Raw genomic sequence first — 18,737 nt, forward strand, 5'->3', positions numbered from 1 at the left:
CCCTCCACCACACCCCCATCGGCGTCCTGCGCAGCACCCCACGCCCCGTCTACGACACCCTCATGGCCGAGCAACTCGACACCGCCGTCGACCAGTACGGGAAGGGGGACCTGAACGCCCTCCTGACCGGCCAGGACGCCTGGACCGTCACCGGGGGGTAGCGCCGGGGCGAGTACGCGGCGGGGGGAGTGCGCGGCGGGGAGGGCGTCGGAACAGGACCGCAACCGCATCCGAACCGAACCCGAAGCACGCGCTCGCACAGTGCTCCCATGACGCCGACGACCACCTCACCCGCCTCCCCCGACTCACCGCACGCCCCCGAGGCCCCCCGACCTCTGACGGCGAAGGCCGGCCCCCGCCAGTGGCTGGGCCTGGCCGTACTCCTCCTCCCCGTCGCCCTGATGACCGCCGACCTGGGCGTCCTGTGGCTGGCCACCCCGTACCTGACCGCCGACCTGCACCCCTCCAGCAGCCAACTGCTCTGGACCACCGACATGTACGGGTTCATGACCGCCGGGTTCCTGGTGATCATGGGCACGCTCGGCGACCGCGTCGGACGCCGCAAGCTGCTGCTCGCCGGCTCGGCCGGCGTCATCGCCGCTTCGCTGCTCGCCGCCTACGCCCCCGACCCGCAGACCCTCATCGCGGCCCGGGCCCTGCTGGGCGTGGCGGGAGCCGCCGTGCTCCCGTCGACCCTCGCCCTGATCACCCACATGTTCACCGACGCCCGCCAGCGGGCCACGGCCATCGCCATGTGGGTCACCGCCCTCTCGGTCGGGATCGCGATCGGCCCCGTCGTCGGCGGGGTCCTGCTGGACTCCTTCTGGTGGGGCTCGGTGTTCCTCCTCGGAGTCCCGGTCATGGTCCCCGTCGTCCTGCTGGCGCCCCTGCTGCTCCCCGAGTACCGGGACCCGGCCGCCGGCCGCATCGACCTGCCCAGCGCCGCCCTGTTCCTCCTCGCGATCCTCCCCGTCGTGTACGGCGTCAAGAAGCTCGCCGAGTTCGGACCGCGCGCCCCGCACCTGGCGGCCATCGTGGTCGGCGCGGTCTTCGCCGTCCTCTTCGTCCGCCGCCAGAACCGGCTGGCCGCCCCGCTCCTCGACCTGCGCCTGTTCACCCACCGCGCCTTCACCGGAGCCCTGTTGACGCTGCTGCTCGGCATGATGGCGCTGAACGGCATCGAGTACCTCGTCCCCCAGTACCTCCTCGCCATCGGCGACCTGTCCCCGCTCGCGGCGGGCCTGTGGCTGCTGCCCGGCGCGGCCGGCCTCGTCCTCGGCTCCCAGCTCACCCCGGTGCTCGCCCGCCGCACCCGCCCCGCGTACGTGATCCTCGGCGGCCTGGCCGTCACCCTCCCCGGCTTCTGGCTGGCCACGCAGGCCGGCGTGCCGGCCGTCTCCCTGGGCCTCGCGCTCGTCATGTTCGGCATCGCCCCGATCAGCGTGCTCGGCACCGCGCTCGCCGTGGGCTCGGCCCCGGCGGAGAAGGCCGGTTCGGCCGCGGCGACCGGGCAGACCGCCTACGACCTCGGCCTGGCCCTCGGCATCGCCGGCACCGGCAGCGTCGCGGTGGCCGTCTACCGCGACGAGGTCACCGCCACCGCCCCGTCCGGCCTCCCCGCCGACGCCCTCACCTCGGCCCGCGACACCATCGGCGGCGCGACGGACGCGGCCGCGCACCTTCCCGACGGCCTCGGCTCCGATCTGCTGACCGTGGCCCGGGACTCCTTCACCACCGGCTTCCACACGGCATCCCTGGTCAGCGCCGCCCTGGCCCTCGTGACGGCCCTCGCGGTGACCGCCCTCCTCCGCCACATCCCGCCGATCGGCAGCCCGGAACAGTAGACCCGCGCGAAGGGGGCCCCACCACGATCCGGCCCACCCACCCGGCGACACCCCGACATGACGGCCTCGCACCGAGCGCCGTCAGGCCGGGGCGCCGGCACGCGCCGAGAGCCCCATCGATCCGCTCCGCCGCCCTGGCCGACGCCCTGTCAGGCGGCGACTTCCGCCGGTCCCACTCGTACCCGGCGGCGATACGACCGGCCGCCTCACCGAGGGCGGCTCGCGCCTGCTCCGGAGCGGTGGCGCATTCCTCGACCTCCTGCGTGAGCCGGTCCGGGTGGGGGGCTTCGCCCGGGTCCAGCGCCGCAGGGGTCAGGCGAGCGTGACGTACGCCAGGCTGCGGCCTCGACCTACCGGTGCCAGTGCCAGTGCCGGTGCCGGGGCCGGGGCCGGGGCCGGAGGCCGTTCGGCGGGTCGGTGAGTCGTCTCAGCCGGGCCGGCCGGCCGGCCGGTGGGGTTCGCGCCACATGCTCCACAGGGTGGGGCCGCCGCCGGGCAGGTGGATCTCCTCGCGGACCGTGAAGCCGAAGTGCTCGTAGAAGGGCAGGTTCGACGGCTTGGAGGACTCCAGGTAGGCCGGGAGGCCCGAGGCGTCGGCCCGGGCGAGGCCCGAGCGCAGCAGGGCGGCTCCGTGGCCCCGGCCTTGGGCGGCCGGGTCGGCTCCGATCAGCGACAGGGACCAGTGCGGCTCCCCGGGAGCGTGCCCGGCGGCCGTTTCGACGGCCGCCCCGAACAGTTCGGCCCGGTCGCCGAGGATGTCCTGGAGCTCCCGCACGGTGTCCGCGTCGGGCACGGCCTTGGCCTGGGCCTCCGGCGCCACCCAGAACGCGGCCGCCGCCCCGGTGCGCTCGCACACGCCGTGGTGGACGTACTGCCGGGTGAACAGAGTGGCGAAGTAGCGGCCCAGCGCCGTCTCCCGCGCGGCGTCGTCGGGGAAGAACCAGCGCATCATCGGGTCGTCGTCGAAGGCCCGGGTCAGGGTGCGGCTGATCGAGGACGTGTCCTCGAGGGTTGCCGTTTTCGGCACGTTTGTCATCGCCATACGGGTCATTCTGCACCCGATGATCTTGAGGAGTGGGACGGGGGCCCGCTTCGAACCGCCCCGCCGCGACCGCCGGTCAGATCAGGGCGAGGACGGCGACGGCGGGGGCGGCGTAGATCATGGGGAAGGCGACGTGGGCGTACGAGCGGGCGCGCAGGACGGTGACGACGGCGCCGCTGAAGTACAGGACGAGGCCGATGGCGGCGGCGACACCGACGCCGGGGACGAACAGGCCCACGACGAGGCCGGCGGCCCCGGCCAGCTTGGCGGCGCCGAGCCAGTTCCACCAGCCGCGCGGGACGCCGTACGCGGCGAGGGGTTCGACGGTGAACTTGGCGCCGAAGAAGATCGAGGCGCCGGAGAAGCCGGCCATGAAGGCGGCGATCAGGGTGAAGACGGTGGCGGTGGTGGACATCGGGGGCTCCTCGGCGGCGGGCTTGCTGTGCTGGACACCCCTATGACCCGCCGCCCGGAACGGATGTGACAGCCGCCCGGAACTATTCTTCCCGCGCGAGTTCCGCCAACAGCAGCGCGGCGAACTCCCCCGGGTGCTCGGTGCAACCGACGTGTCCGCCCGGGAACTCCGCGAAGGGCGCCCCGGTCAGCTCCGCCAGCCTCAGGGCCGGCCCGTACAGGGCAGGCATCGCGCGCGAATCCCGCCCGGCTGCCCACACCAGCCGGTCCGCGGCGTTCCGTAGCGCCGCCACGTCCGGCACGCTCGACGTGAACGGGCACAGGACGTGCTCCAGGAACACCGGCAGGTTGCCGTACATCCGCGGCGCCATCTCCTGTACCTCGGGCGGCAGTTCGGTCGCCTCCCGGTCCGGTCCCTCACCGAGTCCCGCACCGAGGTGGGCCATCGCCGCCGCCGCTCCCCGCGCCCGGAACACCTCGCGCACCTCGCGGAACAGGGCCCGGCGCGGCGCGGGGTCCTCCAGCACCTCCACCAGCGGCGGCTCGTGCGCCACCACCCGGCGCACCCGCTCCGGATGACGGGCCAGCAGCTCCAGCGCGGCGACGGCCCCCGCACTGCAACCGAGGACGTACGCCGGCTCGTGCGGGGAGTGCAGTTCGAGCAGCCGGTACGCGTCGTCCGCCCAGTGCGCCGGCCGATGGTCGGTGGCGGGCCCGTCGAGGGGGCTGCGGGACTGGCCGCGCGGATCGAAGGACACCACCGTGTACCCGCTTGCGGCGAGGTCCCCGGCCATCCCCGCGTACAGTCCGGCGTCCGCCCCGCCGCCCGGAATCAGCAGCAGTACCGGGCCGCTTCCCCGGCGCTCGTGGTACAGGGTGGCGCCGGGTACGGCGAGGGTGCCGGTCGTGGGGCTCGTCCCCTTCGCGGGCGTCGCACCCGTGGTGCCCTTCGTGGAGGTTGTCGTGTTCATCGGTCAGTCGCTCCCGTCGGGCCGCGGCGGCCAGTTGTCCAGCAGGACGTGCAGTGCGTCGAGCGAGCGCGCCCAGGAGTGGCGCACCTCGCGGGAGTGCCCGAAACCGCCGCTGAGTTCCAGATGGACGTAGCCGTGGAAGGTGCTGCGCAGGAGCCGCCCCGCATCGGTCAGGTCCGGTTCGGTCAGTCCGTAGCCGCGCAGCATGCCGTACGTCAGCTCCACGCTGCGGGCGAGGCCCTTGGAGCCCGCCACCTCGTCCGGGTCGAACCGCATCTGCGTCGCCGCGTAGCGGCCGGGGTGCTCCAGGCCGACGCCCGGTAGGCGTCGGCGAATAGGAAGTGGGGGCAACGTCATATCCCGCTCGGCACCGCCGCGGCGGCCGGTGTCACCGCGTCGTGGGCGGCCACCCCGTCGTGCGCCGCCGCCGCGTCGTACGCCGTCACCGCGGCATCGGCGGCGGCGAAGACCTCGCCGGCCCGCTCCGGTCGGAGCGCCTGCGGGACCCCCGAGAATTCCGTGCCGTGCAGCAGCCGCACCTGCGCCCCCTCCACCCCGCAGAACTCCGAGACCCCCACCCGGAGTTGGAGTTCGAGGGCGGCGCCGAGGCCGGAGTCCTCGTACTCGGAGGCCGGGCCACCGGCCAGCCCGAGCCACAGCATCCGCTTGCCGCGGAGCCTCGGCGTGCTCCTCCCGTACGCGAAGCCGTAGTTCCACACCCGGTCGATCCAGCCCTTCACCACGGCCGGGGGCGCGAACCACCACACCGGGAAGACCACCACCACCTCGTCCGCCTCCTCGACGCGCCGCATGTGGGCGTGCACCTCGGGGGAGTACCGCTTCTCCCGGTCCTGCCAGTCCGGTTCGTCGACCGGCGTCAGCCGCGGGTCGAAGCCCTCCGCGTACAGGTCCAGGAGGTCCACCGTGACCCCCTCCGCCTGCCGGCGGAGCCGGATGCGCTCCGCCACCTGCGCCGTGAGGGAATCGCTGCGGGGGTGGGCGAGGACGAGCAGGGTCCGGGACACGGCAGACCTCCAGGGAGGGGAGAGGAAGGGGAGCGGGGGAGCAGGAGGGCGGGACGGGGCGTCAGATGCCCAGCCCCGAGCCCCCGCTGACGTCGATGTTCTGGCCGGTCACCCAGCGGGCGTCGTCCGTCGCGAGGAAGGCGACCACGTCGGCGACGTCGTCCGGCTGCCCGACCCGGTCGAAGACGGAGAAGCCCGCCGCGTGCGCCTTGGCGGCCGGGTCGGCCATCCACGGGTGGATGTCGGTCTCGATCGTCCCCGGCGACACCGCGTTGACGGTGATCCCGCGCCCGCCCAGCGTCTGGGCCAGGGTCAGCGTGAGCACCTCCACCGCGCCCTTGCTGGCCGCGTACGAGGTCATGCCGGGGAAGGCCACCTTCGTGACGCCCGACGAGACGTTGACGATGCGGCCGCCGTCCCGCAGTCGGGCCAGGCCCTTTTGGATGATGAAGAACGGCGCCTTGGCGTTGACCGCGAACACCTTGTCGTAGTCGGCCTCCGACACCTCGTCGATCAGCCCCGGACCTGCGACGCCCGCGTTGTTCACCAGGATGTCCACCCCGTCGGCGTGCTCGTCGAAGGCCGCCCACAGGGCCTCGGCGTCGCCCGGCAGCCCCAGCTCGGCGCGGATCGCGAACGCCTGCCCGCCCGCCGCCTCGATCGTGTTCACGGTCTCCTTCGCGGCGGCCTCGTTCCCCGCGTAGTGGACGGCGACCCGTGCGCCCTGCGCCGCCAGTGCCAGTGCGATGCTCCGACCGATGCCCCGACTCGAACCGGTCACCAGTGCCGTCCTGCCGTCGAGCTTGCCCATGACGTTCTCCTTCTCGTACGTGTTCTGCCGCCGGCGCCCTCGCGGCTCCGACAGGAAGAAGACTGCGAGCGGTCGGCTCGGATCCGGTTCGGATCCCGTTACGGCCCTGTTCGGGGCCGGGTTACGGTGATCACATGCGATTCGGGGTGCTGGGACAGCTGGGTGTCTGGACGGCCGACGGAACACCCGTACGGGTGCCCGAGCTGAAGGTGCGGACCCTGCTCGCCTCCCTCCTCGTCGACGCGGGCCGACCCGTCGCCGGCCACCGCCTGATCGACGACCTGTGGGGCGAGGAACTCCCCGCCAACCCCACCCGGGCGCTCCAGGCGAAGGTCTCCCAACTGCGCCGGGCCCTCGACGAAGCCGAACCGGGGGCGCGTGCGCTGATCGAGTCCCAGGCACCCGGCTACGTCCTGCGCACCGGTGACACCACCCTCGACGCCGCCGCCTTCACCGCCCTCGCGGGCCGCGCCCGCGCCGCCACCGAACCCTCCGTACGCGCCGCGCTGTTCGCCGACGCCCTCGCCGTCTGGCGCGGCCCCGCCTTCGCCGGCTTCGAGGCGGAGACCTTCACCCGGGCCGCCGCCGACCGGCTGGAGGAGGAGCGCCTCCTGGTACGGGAGGAACGGGCCGAGGCCCGCCTCGCCCTCGGCGAACACGCCGAGCTGGTCGGGGAACTCGCCGAGCTCGTCGCCCGTCACCCCCTGCGCGAACGGTTGCGGGCCGCCCACCTGCGCGCCCTGTACGGCGCGGGCCGGCAGAGCGAGGCGCTCGCCGGGTACGAGGACCTGCGCGCCCGGCTCGCGGACGAACTCGGCCTCGACCCAGGCCCCGCGCTGGCCGAGCTCCGCCAAGCCATCCTGACCCAGGACCCCGGCCTCACGGCCCGGCCGACGAGGCCCGCCGCCACGGCTGGACCCCCGCCCGGGGCCACGGCGATGGCCGCGTCCGGGGCGTTCGCGGGGTTCCAGGGCGCGGGCTCGGCACCCGACCCGCTCACGGGATTCCGGACGGTGGGCTCGGCACCCGACCCGTTCGCGGAGTTCCGGACGGTGGGCCCCGCACCCGGCCCGTTCGCGGGCCCCTCCGCCGAGTTCCCCGCCGGGCTGCCCGGCCGTACCGCCCCCGCACGTACCGCCCCCGACCCCGCCCGCACCAACCTGCCCGCCGCGCTCACCCCGCTCCTCGGCCGTGAGCAGGCGGTGGCCGCCGTACGCGAACTCGTCGCCACCCGCCGCCTGGTCACCCTCACCGGCCCCGGCGGGGTGGGCAAGACCCGCCTCGCCGTCGAGTCCGCCACCGGCCTGGAGACGGCCTTCCGCGACGGGGTCTGGCTGGTCGAACTCGCGGCCGCCGCCCGCTCGCCCCACTCCGGGGGCCCGCACACCACCGAGGTCGCCGAAGCCGTCGCCACCGCCCTCGGCATCCGCGACGACGCCGTGTGGGGCATACCCGCGCCGGACCAGCAGCGCCTCACCCCCGGCCGGCGCCTCGCCGCCACCCTGCGGGACCGCGAACTGCTCCTCGTGCTCGACAACTGCGAACACCTCGCCGACGAGGTCGCCGCCCTCACCGAACTGCTCCTGCGCACCGCCCCCGGGCTGAGCGTCCTGACGACCAGCCAGGAACCCCTCGCCCTCGCCGGCGAAACCCTGTGGACCGTGCCCACCCTCGAACTCGCCTCGTCCGTCGAGCTGTTCACGGCTCGCGCCACCGCCGGCGCGCCCGGCCTCGTCCTCCACCCCGACGACCGGGACACCGTCGAGGCCATCTGCCGACGCCTCGACGGCATCCCGCTCGCCCTGGAACTCGCCGCGACCCGGGTCCGAGCCCTGGGCACCCGAGGCGTCCTCGACCGCCTCGACGACCGGTTCCGCCTGCTCAGCTCCGGCAGGCGCGGCGCGCCCGCCCGCCAGCAGACCCTGCGCGCCGTCATCGACTGGAGCTGGGACCTGCTCGGCGCCGCCGAACGGTCCGTACTGCGCCGCCTGTGCGTGCACGCCGAAGGCTGCACCCTCCGAGCCGCCGAGGAGGTCTGCGCGGGCGACGGGGCCGAAGCCGCCGACAGCATCGAAGCCGCCGACGTCCTCGACCTGCTGGCCCGCCTCGTCGACCGCTCCCTGCTCACCCTCACCCACACCCCGGCCGGCCCCCGCTACCGGCTGCTCGAATCGGTCGCCGCGTACTGCGCCGAACGCCTCGACGAGGCCGCCGAGACGCCGTCCGCCCGCACCCGCCACCTCACCCACCACCTCGCCCTGGCCGAGAGCGCCGCGCCCCGACTGCGCACCGCCGACCAGCAGACCTGGCTGGAGCGCCTCGACACCGAGGCCGCCAACCTCCGCGCCGCCCTCGCGCACGCCCTCACCACCGACACGGCCGGTCCCACGACCGGGGCGGCACCCGCCGATGCCGCCCTGCGCCTGGTCGTCGCCCTGTCCTGGTACTGGGTCCTGCGCGGCCGCCTCGGCGAAGGGCGCCGCTCCCTCGAAGCCGCCCTCGTCGCCGCCCCGGCCGCGGCGGCGCCCGCGCTGCGCGCCCGCGTCGAGGTACTGCGTACCGGATTCGCGATCATGGCGGGGGAGGGGGCGGACCGGACGGACCGCATCCACGACGCCCTGCGCGCCCACGAGGCCGTCGCCACGGAACACGACCTGGCCCGGAGCCGCTGGTTCCTCGCCCACGCCCTCTGCGTCACCGGCGACTTCACCCAGGGCCACGACCTCACCGCCCTGGCCCTGGAAGGGTTCACGGCCGCCCACGACGACTGGGGAACGGCGGCCGCCCTCGCCGACCGCTCCGCCCAACGGCTGCTGAGGGGCGACCTCGACGGCGCCCGCCTCGACGGCGCCCGCAGCGCCGCTCTGTTCACCGCGACCGGCGACGCCGCCGCCCTGCTCGGGACGGTCTACCCGCTCGCCACCCTCGCCGAGATCCACGGCGACTACCCCGAGGCGACCCGTCTGCGCCACGAGGCCCTGGACACCGCCGAACGCCTCGGCCTGACCACCCAGGCCGCCGACCTGCTCTCCGGCCTCGGCCGCGGCGCCCTGCTGACCGGCGACCTCGAGGCCGCGCAGGACCTGCACGAGCGCTCCCGCCGACTGGCCGCCGAACAGGGCTTCCAGGCCGGGGAGATCAACGCCGTCCTCGGCCTCGGCCTCGGCGCCCGCCGCGCGGGCGACCTCCGTGCCGCCGAGACCCACCTGCGGCGCGTCCTGGACTGGCACCGCTCGGTCGGCCTCGACGGGGCGAACGCCCTGGTCCTGGCCGAACTGGGCTACTGCGCCGAACTGCGCGGCGACGTCGCCGGGGCCCTCGCCCTCCAGGAGGCCGGCCTCGCCACGGCCACCACCACCGGGGACCCGCGCGCCCTCGCCCTGGCCCTCGAAGGACTCGCCGCGGCCCTGGCGCGGGCGGGCCGGACCGCCGCTGCCGCCGCGCTCCTCGGCTCCGCCGACGCCGCCCGCCGCCGGGCCGGAGCCCCGCTCCCGCCCGCCGAACGCGCCGACGCCGATCGCGTCACCGCCACCGCCCGAGCCGCCCTCGGCCCGGCCGCCTTCGACCGCGCGTTCCTGCACGGCGCGGGGCACGTCCCGGAAACGGCGTACGACCGCCTCGCCGAGTACGGGGCCACGTCCGGCCCCTGACCTCGGCCGGATAGGGCGAACAGCGTGTTCCCGCCACGCCGGCGACCGCTCCCGGCCTGCCGGAAAAGGGGCCGTTTTACCGGCCGACGGCTGGGGAGTAATGATCGCGGGAGCCGGACGCGACGACAGCGCGAGGCCCTGACGAACGGAAGGCACGGCATGGCTCAGGGGACTGTGAAGTGGTTCAACGCGGAGAAGGGGTTCGGGTTCATCGCCCCGGACGACGGCACCGCCGACGTCTTCGTGCACTTCTCCGCGATCGACTCCTCGGGTTACCGCTCGCTGGACGAGAACCAGCGGGTCGAGTTCAGCACTTCGCAGGGCCCCAAGGGCCCGCAGGCCGAACAGGTCCGCCCGCTCTGAGTCGACCGGGTCGGGCCCGCCGGGCGGCGGACCCGACCCACTGCCCGAAGGGGTGCGGCCCGCGCATCCGGCGGCCCCGAAGCACCCGGGCGGACCTGACGGATCGGCCGGCGCGCCGGAATATCTCCGGCGGGCAACGGGGTTGGAGGCGTCGACCGCAACCGATCGGCCCTCACCGGAGCAGACATGACCACCGATGCCGCCCGCTCGTTCCTCTTCGTCCTCGGCAGTTCCCGCCCCGACGGCAACAGCGAGATCCTCGCCCGTACGGCCGCCGGCCAACTGCCCGCCGACGTCCCGCAGCAGTGGGTCGACCTGTCCCGACTCCCGTTGCCGGACTTCCAGGACGGCCGCCACGAGGGCGACGCCTGGACGGTGGGCGAGAACGAGGAGACCCTGCGGCGGGCCACCCTGGGGGCCACGGACATAGTCCTCGCCTCACCCCTGTACTGGTACACCCTCTCCGCGCAGACCAAGCGCTACCTCGACTACTGGTCCGGCTGGCTGGCCGTCCCGGAGCTGGACTTCAAGCAGCGCATGGCGGGCCGCACCCTGTGGGGCGTCACGGCCATGGCGGACCACGACGAGGCCGTCGCCGACGGCCTGGCCACCACCCTCACCAACACGGCCGCCTACCTGCGGATGCGCTTCGGCGGCGTCCTCCTCGGCAACGGCTCGCGGCCCGGCCAGGTACGGGACGACGAGCGGGCGATGATCCGCGCCAAGACCTTCTTCGAGGGCGAGGCGCCCCTCGCGCGCTTCACCCACGAGCAGCCGTAGCGGCCCGGATCGCGCCCGTGACCGTCGTACGAGGCGCCGCCCCGGGGCAGAGCGCCCGGCGGCGGCGCCTGCGGAACCTCCCGTACGGCGAACCCGTACCGGGTGCCGGTCGCCCACCCCGCCGCTGCTCCGCCACTCACGCCGACCCGTTGGCCTCGTTCCCGACCCCACTGCCCGCCCGGCCCTCCCCATCGCGGAGCCGGCGCGGTTGGATGGATCCATGTCGATACCGGCCGACCCCCAGTGGGTGAAACTCGCGCTCGACCTGACCACCTTCGACCCCCGCCGCTTCGGTGCCTACGTGGCGCGGGCCCGCCGCGAAGGCATCCGACTGACCACGTTCGACGAGCTGACGGACACTCCCGCGCACCGCAGGACGCTGTACGAACTGAACCGGACGTGCTCCGCCGACATCCCGGAACGGGGCGCGTTCCACACCTTCGACGAGTACCTCGCGCGCCGCTTCGACACCCCCTCCCACGACCCGCGCGGCATCGTCATCGCGCTGGACGGCGACACCTGGGTGGGGATGGCCGCGACGTCCCACCACGACGGCCACCTCTTCAACGAGATGACCGGGGTCCTGTCCGGGTACCGGGGGCGCGGCCTGTCCATCGCCATGAAGACGATCGGCACGCGCTTCGCCGGACTGTACGGGGTGCACCGGATCCGCACGGTCCACCACCCGGCCAACACGAACGCCATCGCGATGAACCGGAAGATGGGTTACGTCGACGCGGACTGGCCCGACCCCTGAGGGTCCCACCGCCCCGGCGGCACCGGCCGCCGCGCGGCAGGGTCAGTACGTCAGTCGGTAGGTCGAGTCCTTCGGGACCGGGTGGGGGGCCTTGTCGGTGTAGAGGAGCCGGAGCGTCGTGAAACGGTCCAGGTCGGGGTGGTCGGGCCAGCGCTCCGGGTTGGCGAGGGTCACCGTCACCGGGTACGCGCGGAAACGGCCCGCCGCGCAGTACGGGCGGCAGTCGTTGACCATGTCCGTGCCGGTGGCAGTCGCGGTGCGCGAGCCCCAGGTGTCCCAGTGCAGGTCGACGAGGCGGTTGTTCCCGTCGCCGCAGGCCAGCAGGTACTCCTCGGGCCGCACCTGGGCCTGCGCGAAGCAGTCGACGACCACGACGGGATCCGGGGCCGGGGTGGTCTGCGCGGAGGCGGCCGGTACGACTCCCGCGACGAGGGCCGCAGCGGCGCACGCGACGCCGGCGATCCGCAATCCGTGCCGCACGCCGTGGCGTGCTCCGTGCCGAGCGCCGTCCTGTGCCGAGCCCCGGCCCGCGCGGGCCGGCCTGCGGCCGTCCACCGAAACGTCCACGACACCCTCCTCGCCCGGCGACCGATCACACCCAGCCTCCCCCAGATGCGCCGGACCCGCATCAGCGGACGGTGTCGGCGTGGCAGGTTGGTCACCTCGCGTGTGTCACGCATCGCTCAAGGTGAGATGTCCGCCGGTGGACGACGGAGGGTGCGAACACCCGGTCCCGGAGGCGCCCAGGGTCTGCCCGCTCACCTTCTCGACCGGCAACCCGAGGAGGATGGTGCTGGTGTTGCTGTATTCCCACGTGGCGCCGGGCGCGACGTTCGGCGGGTGCGTGACCCAGGCCTGGGACCGGCCGAGGCCGGAGTGGCGCTACCCGGCCCTGCGGTAGGTCCGACGGGCGGACAGGTGCGCGCGCACGGTGTCGCCCCGCCACAGCTTCGTCTCGCCCTCGGACCACTGGTCGGGAGCGGGCCACCGGCCGCGACTGATGTCGGACCTGACGGTGTCCGGCTGCAGGTTCGCCGCTTCGGCGATCTCGACGACGGTGTACAGGCGATCGGGGTCGAGCGGGGCCGTCTCGCGGATGTGGTGCTCGTTGAAGAAGCCGGCGACGGCCGCCGGATCGAACTCCTTGTTCCGCCCGCGCTTGCCGATGCTCTCGGGCCACCGCTCGTGCCGGCCCCACCGGGGGTTCTCCGAGATGTAGCGGGCACTCATCCCGTAGTGCGCGGCTATCTCGGTGTAGGTGACTCCGATGCGGCCCTTCGGAGGGATGGGAACGCTGTTCTCTGCCATGCGGCCGGCTTCCTTTGTTCGAATTCTGCTGCATAGCCAACCATGCCCGACCAAACAGGAGTTGGACTGACGGCATCCCCTTCGTGGGGGAGAAGAGGGCCCACTCTCGCGGGTGATCGGGACGAGCCTCAGGAGGGATGTGCGGCGCACGGTGCGGCAGGAAACTGGGGACAACGCATCACACATCCCGTCCAGGAGGCGTCATGAAGACGATCACGATCTCGACCAGGAACACGGCCACGACCGGGGACGTGGCCACGACCATGCCCGCGACCGCGACCGCGACCGCGACCGCGACCGCGACCGGGACCGGCCGGGCCACCCACGCGCCGTCCCTGGGGATCCTGCCGCCGGGGCGAATCCGCGGCCGGTGGCGGATGTCCTGCCGATCGGGGCGGATCCGAGGTCCCTCACGGGATGACCGCGCCGGTCATGAGCACGCGCCACGTCCTGGTGACGCAGTGCGGACCCTTCCGCATCAGGAGCCCGGGCTCCCGATGCGGAAGGCCCCACCACCGGCCGGTCGTTCAGTCGCGGGCTGCTGCGTTCTCCTCGTTGCGGCGGAGGGCGTCGCGCAGGCGGGCGGACTGGGTGACCAGGCGGGACTTGCCGCCGCGGGCCGCGGCCACGGCCAGCCCGGCCGGTTCCGGCGAGACCGCGCCGGTCTGCTCGACGCACTCCGCGGCCGTCGCCAGCAGGTCGCCGGCGCCGCGCGGATCGGCCGTTCCCGTGAGCAGCGCGGGCAGGGCGACCGCCAACACGGCCCAGGTCGTCGCACAGGCGCCCGTCGCGGCGGCGGTGCGCAGCGAGTCGGCGAGCCGGTTCGGTTTGACCGTGCCCAGGCCGATCAGTTCGGCCAGGTCACCGCCGAGGCGTACGGCGTCCAGATCGCCGCCGGCCGCGAGGGTGAGCAGGGCGTCCACGGCCCTCAACCGGTCCTCGGGATGCCGGGCGCCGAGTCCGGTGGCGACCGCCAGGTGCAGGGCCGGTCCCGCGGGCCCACCGGCCGCGGCCAGCAGGGGCAGAGCCGCCGCGCCCTCGCGCTCCTCGTGGACGGACCCGGCCGTGACGACGGGCAGGCACCAGGCGGCCAGGGTCTCCCGGTCCTCGGGGAGGACCGCGATCAGGTTGGCGTCCTCGCGGCTGTCCCAGCAGCGGTCGGCCGACTCGCGTGCGGCCGCCAGTTCGTGGAACCGGTGCGGGAACTCGCGCAGCACGGTCCTCCGCTTCCCGGTATCCATGACCAGGCGTTCGGGGGCGCCCCCGCCGTACGGGAACCGTTGGGCCGGTGCGGTGCGCCGGGCGACGGTCACCGGCTCGCCTGCGGCGCCGAGCCAGGCGGCCAGCCGGTCCCCCGCGGGGGTCCCGAGAGCGGCGGCCTCGGGGATGACGGCCGCTTCGCGACGCACCCGGAGCAGGGCCTGGGCGAAGTCCGCCGGAGCGGGCTCCGCGCCCAGGCGGTCGTACGCGGCCAGCCGCGCGACCAGCACGCGCGCGTCCAGGGAACCCGTCTCCACCGTGGGCGTCGCGAGCAGGAAGGGCAGCGGCCGGGAGGCGATGCGTCCCGCGACCTCCATCACGCGCGCGTGCAGGACGGCCCGCAGCGCGCTGTGGTGGCAGTCGCTGCGCCACGACGCGAGAGCCTTCGGCCGCTTGCCCGTCGGCGGCACGTCCATCACGGCGGCGGCGACGTGTTCCAGGCCGGGCAGCTCATGGGTGTAGTAGCGGGACTGTTCCGGATCGAGCCACCAGCGGCCCGCCAGAGCCGGACGCAGCGCCCCGGCGAGGGCCGCGCGGTCCCGGTGCGCGTGCCGCACCATCCCGTCGAGGGCGCGCTCGAACTCCTCGACGCCGGCGGCGCCGGAGTTGACGACGGCCGCGACGAGTTCCACGGTCTCGGCGACCGTCCCCGGGGTCGGGGCGAGCTGCGCCGGCGCCGGGAGCGGCGGCAGGATCTCCTCGTACGGGCCGGGTTCCCCGGCGGGAGCGGCGCCGGGTCCGAAGACCTCCACCGCCCGGGCCCGGTGGGTCGCACTGAGCAGCTGCGCCCGGTCGGCGAGCTCGGCCCGCAGATCGGGATCGTCGGTGAGGTGGGCGGCGGCCAGCTTCAGCGCCCGCTCCTGGATGTCGGTGTCCGCGTGCCCGAAGGCCTCGGCGAGTTCCGGCAGCAGCTCGGGGGCGGAGGCGGGGTCCCGGGTGAGCTCCTTGCCGATCAGCACGAGCTGCGCGCGGACCAGCTTCTTCTCCGGGCGGAACAGGACGGCGGCCGACATCTCGGCGAGCATGCGCGGGGTCAGCCGGCCCACGGCCGCGAGCCGGGCGAGGGTCCGCTGGGCGTCCCCGGCGATGCCGGACGGGGCGTCGGAGGCCAGCGCGATCCAGTCGGCGGCCCGCTCCCGCTCCTCCTCGACGGTCGGGACGAGGGCCTCCAGGATGGCCTGGTAGGGCCTCAGTTGGGCGGGCTTGCCGCCGCGCAGCAGCCGGGCGGTGCACCCGTCCAGCAGGACGCTCCGGTCCACGCACCCCTCGTCGGCCAGGGTGGCCAGCGCGGCCGGCCACCGGTCGGGGTCGTCCGCGATCCAGCCCGGGGTCAAGGCCCGGATCGGCTCGGCGGTCTCGAAGAGCCGCGGGACGAGAACGGTGACGTGCGGGTCCCGGCGCAGGGAGTCCACGAGCGGGGATCGGGAGGCGCCGACGGCCGCCGCCCAACCCTCGACGCAGCCGTCGGTGGTGGGCATCGGACAGCCCGAGAGCCGGACGAGCTCGCTGATCAGCGGATAGTCCTGCTCGGCGGTCGCGGCCCGGGCGGCCAGCCGGTGCGCGAGGTCACCGAGCCACTTCGGCTCCCGGCCGGCCAGGACGTCGAGCAACGCGGCGGTCACCGGCTCCGGGCGCCACCGGCGCAGATCGGCGGCGCCGATCCAGGCGGCCGCGGCCGCCGCCCCGGTGATGCAGCCGGCTCCGGCGACCACCAGGGCCGGACTCATCAGGTCCCGGTCCTGCCAGCGCTCCCACCGCGAGGACCGCAGCTCGCGGCGCAACTCCTTCAGACCGGTGAGCAGCTCGCGGCGCCGGGCGGGTTCCAGCGGCTTGAGGAGTCCCGGCAGCGCGGCGGCACGACCCGCCCGTACGGCTTCGAGGACGTCGTCGGTGGCGTTCATCGTGCGGCTCCGGGAAGGGCAGTGGAGGTGGCGGTGACAGCAGAAGCGGAGGTGGAGGCGGCGGCCCGAAGGGCCATCCGGGTGGCGAGGGCGTGCTTGCAGGGGCCGCGGCGACCCCGGTAGTCGGCCCACCACTGGCAGGTGCAGCTGAGCGCACCGCCCGACTCGCGCACCTGGTAGCGGCGTACACCGGAAGCCACCACGGCGGTGCCGGGGCGTTCCAGGGTGACCGCGCCCGTCTCCAACAGGGCCCGGGCGGCCACCAGCCGAGGGTTGTGCCGCTCGGCGCGCCGGGCGTCGTAGGGGAGTTCACGGTGGAACCAGGCGGCCTCGGCGATGTCGTAGCCGACGCGGCCGGCCGTCCCGAGGCGGGTCAGGGCGGCCCGTACGCGGTCCACGGGCAGCCCCGACTGCTCGGCGAGGTCGGCCGGATCGATGCGCGGTTCCCAGGCCAGCAGGACGGAGATCAGTTCCGCGTCCTCGGCGGCCGCGTCGGTGGCCAGTGCCTCCAGGACGCCGCCCTCGCCGGAGAACCCGCGGTCGGCCTCCGGCGACAGGGTCAGCGTCAGCCGCATTCCGGGCAGGCCCACCTCCCAGGCGGAGGCAGTGGGGTTGGCGCCGGCCGGCGCGGGACCGTACACGCGCAGGCCGGTGGCGTGCCGCAGCACCCGCTGGAGGGCGGCGAGCCGTTCGGGCCCGGGCAGGCAGACCGCGCCGGGCACCGGCCGGGTGGTGGGGCGCAGCGTGCGACCCGCGGGAACCACCCACAGGGCGCCGCTCGCGTTGCCGCCGCCCACCGCGGTGCGGGGCAGGGAACGGAGGAAGCGCGCGGTCTCGGCGGCGCTCAGTTCGGCCCGCAGGTCGAAGCCGGTGGTGACGGCCTGGGACTCGGCGAAGCCGCGCAGCCAACGGTCCGGCAGTGGCACCTTCTTCTCGACGACCGGTCCGTCCAGGGTGGTCACCGCCATCTCGTCGGGGCCGACCCGCAGGTGCAGCGGATCGTCTCCGCTGAGCCGCGACAACGCCTCGCGCAGCGGGTTGTTGACGTCGACGTTGGTCGTGCCGTGGCCCGTGTCGGCGCCCCGCAACCCGTCCGGCAGCACGTCCAGCCGGGCGTACACGCCGCAGCACCCGGAGAAGGACTCGAAGCGCAGCCGGTCGCCGTTGCCGGTGACGACCGGGTCGAGCGAGGCGCGCAGGGTGCGCCGGTAGTAGCGGGCCGCGGCCACGTCCGCGACGGCCAGCAGCGCCCGCGCGGCCGCCTGAGGCGCGCTCAGGAACCCCGCGAAGAACTGGGGATGGGCATCGGCCCCGGTCGGGGTGAGACCCCCCGCCGTCTCCAGGTTGAGCGCCTGACCCGCCTCGGCGGCGGTCAGCGAGGAAGGGCGTGCGTAGGCGAAAGTGTGTGCGGTCCGCGTCATGTTCGAGACGCTAGGCGGAGCCACTGACAACGCCGCGCGAGGAGGGAAGGTGCCCCTCCGCGCAGGCCCCGGCCTCCGACAGCCCACCGCCCGCCCGCCGGTGTGACGGCGGGCGGGCGGGCGTCGGCGTACGGGGCCGGGCCGGGACGGGGCCGGGCCGGGACGAGGCGGGGAAGGGTGTCAGCGCCTGATCAGGGCCCGGGCCAGGCCGCCGGCGCCGCCGGTCAGCAGGCCCCACACGCAGCCCTCGCGTCCGGCACGGCGTACGTTCTGCCAGACCCAGCCGTGGAAGAACGCTTCCTGGGCGGCGCCGGACAGGTAGCCGAGTCCGCAGGCGCCGAGGGCCCAGCGCAGGACGACGTACGCGGCGAGCGCCGCGCCGACCAGCCACACCGGGTCGGCGACGATCGGGTAGGCGTGGCCGCCGCCCCGGTGGTCGACGACCTGGGTCAGGGACGTCCCGTCGGTGCTGAAGCGGGTCGGGACGGGAGCGCCGTTCGCGTCGGTCGCCCAGGGGGCCGCGACCTGCGAGACGGTCCCGCCCGACCCGTCGCGTACGACGGCCCCGCCGTCCTCGGTGAGGGCGATGGAGCCCCCGCCGGGGACGCTCACGTCGTACCGGTACTCGGTGGCCGCGGTGGGCACCGAGATGACGGTCAACATGCGGGCCCCGCCGCCCTCCAGGGCCTGGACCGCGTTGGCACTGCCGTCGCCCGACGGGTAGGCGACGGTTCCGGGCGCCACGAGCGTGCCCGGTCCGTCGGCCGCGCCGGCCGGCAGGGACACCGCGAACCCGGTGCCCGCCTCCGGTGCCAGGGTGACCTCGCCGGAGGCCGCCTTGGGAACGTCCACGGTGGCGCCGCCGGTGGTGGCGGACGCCGCGGAGTCGCGGTCGGCGGAGACCGTCACCCCGTCGGATCCGGCGAGCAGGCCGGGTACGTCGCCGAGCGCGGCGGCCACCTCCTGCGTGGTCACCGTCCGGTCCGGCGCGGCGGGTTCGCCGGCGAAGGCCGGCGCGGACAGGCCGCCGACGCACAGGGCGCCGACGAGGGTTGCCGATACGAGCCTCAGTCGCATGACTGTCTCCTTCGGGTGCGGGTGACTTCGGGTGCGGGTGTCATCGGGTGCGGGTGTACGACCCCCGCCCGGGTGGGGCGGGGGAGCGAAGGGGGGTGGGGACGGCCCGGAGG

Annotated in this window: 16 protein-coding genes and 3 pseudogenes; 6 read left to right on the forward strand and 13 right to left on the reverse strand. The window is 74.8% G+C overall.

Features of this window, described 5'->3' with window-relative positions; translation table 11 throughout:
* Both ACFY0I_RS36070 and ACFY0I_RS36075 read left to right on the forward strand, forming a co-directional pair.
* Positions 1-161: pseudogene (locus tag ACFY0I_RS36070) on the forward strand (2-oxoacid:ferredoxin oxidoreductase subunit beta); the annotation flags it as partial.
* Between the two features lie 240 nt (positions 162-401).
* On the forward strand, positions 402-1,844 hold the full coding sequence (locus ACFY0I_RS36075; RefSeq protein ID WP_388903926.1) for an MFS transporter: 1,443 nt from the start codon (positions 402-404) through the stop codon (positions 1,842-1,844).
* Between the two features lie 427 nt (positions 1,845-2,271).
* On the opposite strand, the gene ACFY0I_RS36080 is transcribed toward ACFY0I_RS36075, so the two are convergent.
* The 6 genes and pseudogenes from ACFY0I_RS36080 to ACFY0I_RS36105 all read right to left on the reverse strand — a co-directional run bounded on the left by ACFY0I_RS36080 (position 2,272) and on the right by ACFY0I_RS36105 (position 6,107).
* A complete protein-coding gene (locus tag ACFY0I_RS36080; protein WP_388903805.1) occupies positions 2,272-2,886 on the reverse strand; it encodes a GNAT family N-acetyltransferase in 615 nt (204 codons plus the stop codon).
* A 76-nt stretch (positions 2,887-2,962) separates the two neighbouring features.
* Positions 2,963-3,301: a DoxX family protein gene (locus tag ACFY0I_RS36085; protein WP_388903806.1), complete on the reverse strand. Its 339-nt coding sequence runs from the start codon at positions 3,299-3,301 to the stop codon at positions 2,963-2,965.
* A gap of 82 nt (positions 3,302-3,383) precedes the next feature.
* Entirely contained in the window at positions 3,384-4,271 is an 888-nt protein-coding gene (locus ACFY0I_RS36090; protein WP_388903807.1) for an alpha/beta fold hydrolase, read from the reverse strand.
* A 3-nt stretch (positions 4,272-4,274) separates the two neighbouring features.
* A pseudogene (locus tag ACFY0I_RS36095) lies at positions 4,275-4,606 on the reverse strand (TetR-like C-terminal domain-containing protein); the annotation flags it as partial.
* Positions 4,607-4,624: 18 nt separating this feature from the next.
* Positions 4,625-5,296 carry an NAD(P)H oxidoreductase gene (locus tag ACFY0I_RS36100; RefSeq protein WP_388903808.1) on the reverse strand — a complete coding sequence of 224 codons (672 nt, stop codon included), beginning with the start codon at positions 5,294-5,296 and terminating at the stop codon, positions 4,625-4,627.
* A 61-nt stretch (positions 5,297-5,357) separates the two neighbouring features.
* Positions 5,358-6,107, reverse strand: a complete 750-nt coding sequence (locus tag ACFY0I_RS36105) for an SDR family oxidoreductase (protein WP_388903809.1) — start codon at positions 6,105-6,107, stop codon at positions 5,358-5,360.
* A gap of 134 nt (positions 6,108-6,241) precedes the next feature.
* On the opposite strand from ACFY0I_RS36105, the gene ACFY0I_RS36110 reads away from it, so the two are divergent.
* From ACFY0I_RS36110 to ACFY0I_RS36125, 4 genes are all read left to right on the forward strand, one after another.
* Positions 6,242-9,757 carry a BTAD domain-containing putative transcriptional regulator gene (locus ACFY0I_RS36110; protein ID WP_388903810.1) on the forward strand — a complete coding sequence of 1,172 codons (3,516 nt, stop codon included), beginning with the start codon at positions 6,242-6,244 and terminating at the stop codon, positions 9,755-9,757.
* A gap of 159 nt (positions 9,758-9,916) precedes the next feature.
* Complete coding sequence (locus tag ACFY0I_RS36115) at positions 9,917-10,120, forward strand: cold-shock protein (RefSeq protein WP_281209045.1); 204 nt, start codon at positions 9,917-9,919, stop codon at positions 10,118-10,120.
* Positions 10,121-10,306: 186 nt separating this feature from the next.
* Positions 10,307-10,900 carry a flavodoxin family protein gene (locus ACFY0I_RS36120; RefSeq protein WP_388903812.1) on the forward strand — a complete coding sequence of 198 codons (594 nt, stop codon included), beginning with the start codon at positions 10,307-10,309 and terminating at the stop codon, positions 10,898-10,900.
* Between the two features lie 220 nt (positions 10,901-11,120).
* Positions 11,121-11,657 (forward strand): GNAT family N-acetyltransferase, encoded by a 537-nt coding sequence (locus ACFY0I_RS36125; RefSeq protein ID WP_388903814.1) that lies wholly within the window; start codon positions 11,121-11,123, stop codon positions 11,655-11,657.
* Positions 11,658-11,699: 42 nt separating this feature from the next.
* On the opposite strand, the gene ACFY0I_RS36130 is transcribed toward ACFY0I_RS36125, so the two are convergent.
* From ACFY0I_RS36130 to ACFY0I_RS36160, 7 genes and pseudogenes are all read right to left on the reverse strand, one after another.
* A complete protein-coding gene (locus ACFY0I_RS36130; protein WP_388903816.1) occupies positions 11,700-12,224 on the reverse strand; it encodes a hypothetical protein in 525 nt (174 codons plus the stop codon).
* A gap of 105 nt (positions 12,225-12,329) precedes the next feature.
* Positions 12,330-12,455 (reverse strand): annotated as a pseudogene (locus ACFY0I_RS36135) (hypothetical protein); the annotation flags it as partial.
* Positions 12,456-12,539: 84 nt separating this feature from the next.
* Positions 12,540-12,965 carry a hypothetical protein gene (locus ACFY0I_RS36140; RefSeq protein WP_388903817.1) on the reverse strand — a complete coding sequence of 142 codons (426 nt, stop codon included), beginning with the start codon at positions 12,963-12,965 and terminating at the stop codon, positions 12,540-12,542.
* Between the two features lie 178 nt (positions 12,966-13,143).
* Positions 13,144-13,287, reverse strand: a complete 144-nt coding sequence (locus tag ACFY0I_RS36145) for a hypothetical protein (RefSeq protein ID WP_388903819.1) — start codon at positions 13,285-13,287, stop codon at positions 13,144-13,146.
* Positions 13,288-13,492: 205 nt separating this feature from the next.
* Positions 13,493-16,126 (reverse strand): DUF6493 family protein, encoded by a 2,634-nt coding sequence (locus ACFY0I_RS36150; protein WP_388903821.1) that lies wholly within the window; start codon positions 16,124-16,126, stop codon positions 13,493-13,495.
* Complete coding sequence (locus tag ACFY0I_RS36155; RefSeq protein WP_388903822.1) at positions 16,123-17,547, reverse strand: SWIM zinc finger family protein; 1,425 nt, start codon at positions 17,545-17,547, stop codon at positions 16,123-16,125. The genes ACFY0I_RS36150 and ACFY0I_RS36155 overlap by 4 nt, the downstream gene beginning before the upstream one ends.
* A 180-nt stretch (positions 17,548-17,727) precedes the next feature.
* Positions 17,728-18,624 carry a hypothetical protein gene (locus ACFY0I_RS36160; protein ID WP_388903823.1) on the reverse strand — a complete coding sequence of 299 codons (897 nt, stop codon included), beginning with the start codon at positions 18,622-18,624 and terminating at the stop codon, positions 17,728-17,730.
* Positions 18,625-18,737: the final 113 nt, after the last annotated feature.

It is taken from the genome of Streptomyces sp. NPDC001568, assembly GCF_042893755.1.
In the GTDB taxonomy this organism is placed as follows: Bacteria; Actinomycetota; Actinomycetes; order Streptomycetales; family Streptomycetaceae; genus Streptomyces.